Below are 3,666 nucleotides of genomic sequence, written 5' to 3'. Positions count from 1 at the left end.
GCAAGAGGCGCCGCAGGGCCCGCAAGCCGCCAAGCCGGGCGTGCCGGGGGTGGACGCCATCATCGCCGTGGCGAGCGGCAAGGGTGGTGTGGGCAAGTCCACAACCGCGGTGAACCTGGCGCTCGGCCTTAAGGCGCTGGGGCTCAAGGTCGGGCTTCTCGACGCCGACATCTACGGCCCCTCGGTGCCGCGCCTCCTGGGGCTGAAGGGCAAGCCGGAAATGGTGGATTCGAAGACCCTGCGCCCGATGGATGCCTATGGGATGCAGGTCATGTCCATCGGCTTCCTGGTCGAGGAGGAGACGCCGATGATCTGGCGCGGGCCGATGGTCATGTCGGCGCTGCGTCAGATGCTGCGCGACGTCGCCTGGGGGCCGCTCGACGTGCTGGTGGTCGATATGCCGCCGGGCACCGGCGATGCCCAGCTCACCATGGCCCAGCAGGTGCCGCTCGCCGGCGCGGTGATCGTGTCGACCCCGCAGGACCTTGCCCTGATCGATGCCCGCAAGGGACTCAACATGTTCCGCCGCGTCGACGTGCCGGTGCTCGGGATCGTCGAGAACATGAGCTACTTCCTCGCTCCCGACACCGGCAAGCGCTACGATATCTTCGGCCACGGCGGCGCCAGGCAGGAGGCCGAGCGGCTGGGCGTGCCCTTCCTCGGCGAGGTGCCGCTGACGATGGACGTGCGCGAGACGTCCGACACGGGCACGCCGGTCGTGGTCTCGAATCCGGAGGGGGCGCAAGGGAAAACCTATCGCGCGGTGGCGGAAAAGGTGCTGGAACGCTTGAGAGCGGAGAGCGAGGCGGGAGAGGCGCCGGCGATCGTGTTCGAATAACGGGAAATCGCTCACCCGGCAGCCGGCACCCGCCCTCGTGGTTCGACAAGCTCACCATGAGGGCTCGTCGGCACAATCCTCAGCCTATAGAGACTTGCACAACGACCATCTTGTCTGCGCCCTCATCCGCGCACAACGGCCGCTTTGCCTTCTCCCTCATCCTGAGCCTTGAGCCTGTCGAAAGGGTCGAAGGGCGAGGGTGAAGGCACGCACTACGTGCACGCGCCTTTCCTCATCCGTCCTGTGTCTCCTCCGCACCGCTGACCTTGGCGTTGAAATCGGAGAAGAACTGCGCCGCCAGTTTCTTTGAGGTCGACTGGATGAGCCGGCCGCCGAGCTGGGCCATCTTGCCGCCAACATCGGCCTTGGCCTTGTAGGAAAGGATCGTCGCGTCCGGCCCGTCCTCCTCGAGGGAGACATCCGCTCCCCCCTTGGCGAAGCCGGCGACGCCGCCCTTGCCCTCGCCGGAGATGGTGTATGAATGGGGCGGGTTGAGGTTGGTGAGCTCGACGCCGCCGTTGAAGCGGGCCTTGATGGGGCCGATCTTGAGCGAGACGGTGGCCGCGAACTCGGTGTCGGACTTCTTTTCCAGCTCCTCGCAGCCGGGGATGCACTCCTTCAGCACGTCCGGGTCGTTCAGCGCGCGCCAGACGGTTTCCACCGGTGCCTCGATCCGTTCCTCGCCTTCGATATTCATGGCCATGGCCGATCCCTCCGTTCGATGTTTCCACTGGCTATCGCAGCAAGACGCTCCTGTCCATCCGCCACCTTGCCGGGTCCGCCCGGATGCAATATCCGTTGGGCCGGCAACCGAGAGGCAAAAGCATGACCCAAGGCAGCGGCAGGAAACTGCGGTCCCAGGAGTGGTTCGACAATCCGGACAATCCGGGAATGACGGCGCTCTATATCGAGCGCTATCTCAATTACGGATTGACGCGCGAGGAACTCCAGTCGGGCAAGCCGCTGATCGGCATCGCCCAGACCGGCTCCGACCTTTCGCCCTGCAACCGGCACCATGTCGAACTCGCAAAGCGGCTGCGCGCCGGCATCGAGGCGGCGGGCGGCATCCCCTTCGAGTTTCCCTGCCATCCGATCCAGGAGACCGGCAAGCGGCCGACCGCCGCGCTCGACCGCAACCTCACCTATATGGCGCTGGTGGAAGTGCTCTACGGCTATCCGCTCGACGGAGTGGTGTTGACCATCGGCTGCGACAAGACCACGCCGGCGCTGCTCATGGCCGCCGCGACGGTCGACATTCCGGCGATCGCCTTTTCCGTCGGGCCGATGCTCAACGGCTGGTACAAGGGCCGGCGCACCGGCTCCGGCACGATCGTCTGGGAAGCGCGCGAGCGGCTGGCAGCCGGCGAGATCGACTATGACGAGTTCATGGATCTGGCGGCCTCGTCGGCACCGTCCGTCGGCTTCTGCAACACGATGGGCACTGCCTCGACCATGAATTCGCTCGCCGAGGCACTGGGCATGCAGCTTCCCGGCTCGGCGGCCATTCCCGCGCCCTATCGCGAGCGCGGCCAGATGGCCTATCGCACCGGCCAGCGCATCGTCGAAATGGTGCACGAGGACATCAAGCCCTCGGACATCATGACGCGCGAGGCTTTCGAGAACGCCATCGTCGTCAACTCCGCACTTGGCGGCTCCACCAACGCGCCGATCCATCTCAATGCCGTCGCCCGCCATCTCGGCGTACCGCTCGACAATGACGATTGGCAGCGCATCGGCCACCATATTCCGCTTCTGGTCAACATGCAGCCGGCAGGCGAGTATCTGGGCGAGGATTTCCACCATGCCGGCGGCGTGCCGGCGGTGGTGATGGAGTTGATGAAGGAGGGGCTTCTACCTCACCCCGGCGCGGCGACGGTCAACGGCCGCTCCCTCGGCGAGAACTGCCGGGGTGCGGAAAACATCGACACGAACGTCATCCGACCCGCCGCCGACCCCTTGATGCGGGACGCCGGCTTCATCAACCTCAAGGGAAACTTGTTCGACAGCGCCATCATGAAGACCTCCGTGATCTCGGAGGAGTTCCGCGCGCGCTATCTGGCGAACCCTAAGGATCCGGAAGCCTTCGAAGGCCGGGCGATCGTCTTCGACGGGCCGGAGGATTATCACCACCGCATCGACGACCCCGCACTCGCCATCGACGCCGGCTGCATCCTCGTCATGCGCGGCACCGGCCCGGTCGGCTATCCGGGCGGGGCGGAGGTGGTGAACATGCGCCCGCCGGACTATCTCATCAAACAGGGCATCCACGCGCTGCCCTGCATCGGCGACGGGCGCCAGTCCGGCACCTCGGCCTCGGCCTCCATTCTCAACGCCTCGCCGGAAGCGGCGATCGGCGGCGGGCTTGCACTGCTTAAGACCGGCGACAGGATCCGCATCGACCTGAAGACGGGCGGAGCGGACATGCTGGTGGACGAAAAGGAGTTGGAAGCGCGGCGCACGGCGCTGACGGCGGCCGGCGGCTACGCCTTCCCCGACCACCAGACGCCCTGGCAGGAAATCCAGCGCGCCATGGTCGACCAGCTGGCGCAAGGCATGGTGCTGAAGCCGGCGGTCAGTTACAAGCGGATCGCACGCGAGAAGGGCATTCCGCGGGACAATCACTGAGGCGCCGTCGGCGCTCCCACGGTAAATCTCAGCACACCTCAAGCCGCCTGCGAGCGCCGCGCCGCGGCGGCGGCGAGCTCGCGGATGCCGGGCTCGATGTGCTGCAGGGCGATCGAGGAGATGCCGAGCCGCATGTAGGGCGAAGGGCGTTCCGGGCCGTCGAAGAAGCGGGCGCCGGGCTCGACGATCACGCCGCGCGCCCT

General features: G+C 66.4%; 3 protein-coding genes. 2 read left to right on the top strand and 1 reads right to left on the bottom strand.

All coding sequences use genetic code 11. The features are described 5' to 3' along the window. Positions 1–838 (top strand): Mrp/NBP35 family ATP-binding protein (locus ACFP9U_RS24285; protein ID WP_378625368.1); only part of this gene is annotated, 838 nt, incomplete at its 5' end. 232 nt (positions 839–1,070) lie between these two features. On the opposite strand, the gene ACFP9U_RS24280 is transcribed toward ACFP9U_RS24285, so the two are convergent. Then, on the bottom strand, positions 1,071–1,541 hold the full coding sequence (locus tag ACFP9U_RS24280) for a CoxG family protein (RefSeq protein WP_322450968.1): 471 nt from the start codon (positions 1,539–1,541) through the stop codon (positions 1,071–1,073). Positions 1,542–1,663: 122 nt separating this feature from the next. Here ACFP9U_RS24280 and ACFP9U_RS24275 point away from each other — a divergent pair, with 122 nt between their 5' ends. Further along, positions 1,664–3,463 (top strand): IlvD/Edd family dehydratase, encoded by a 1,800-nt coding sequence (locus ACFP9U_RS24275; protein WP_378625366.1) that lies wholly within the window; start codon positions 1,664–1,666, stop codon positions 3,461–3,463. Positions 3,464–3,666 lie beyond the last annotated feature (203 nt).

Origin of the sequence: Nitratireductor sp. GCM10026969, assembly GCF_042660605.1 — a bacterium.
Lineage (GTDB): Bacteria > Pseudomonadota > Alphaproteobacteria > Rhizobiales > Rhizobiaceae > Chelativorans.
This window is presented reverse-complemented; position numbering and strand designations above follow the sequence as displayed.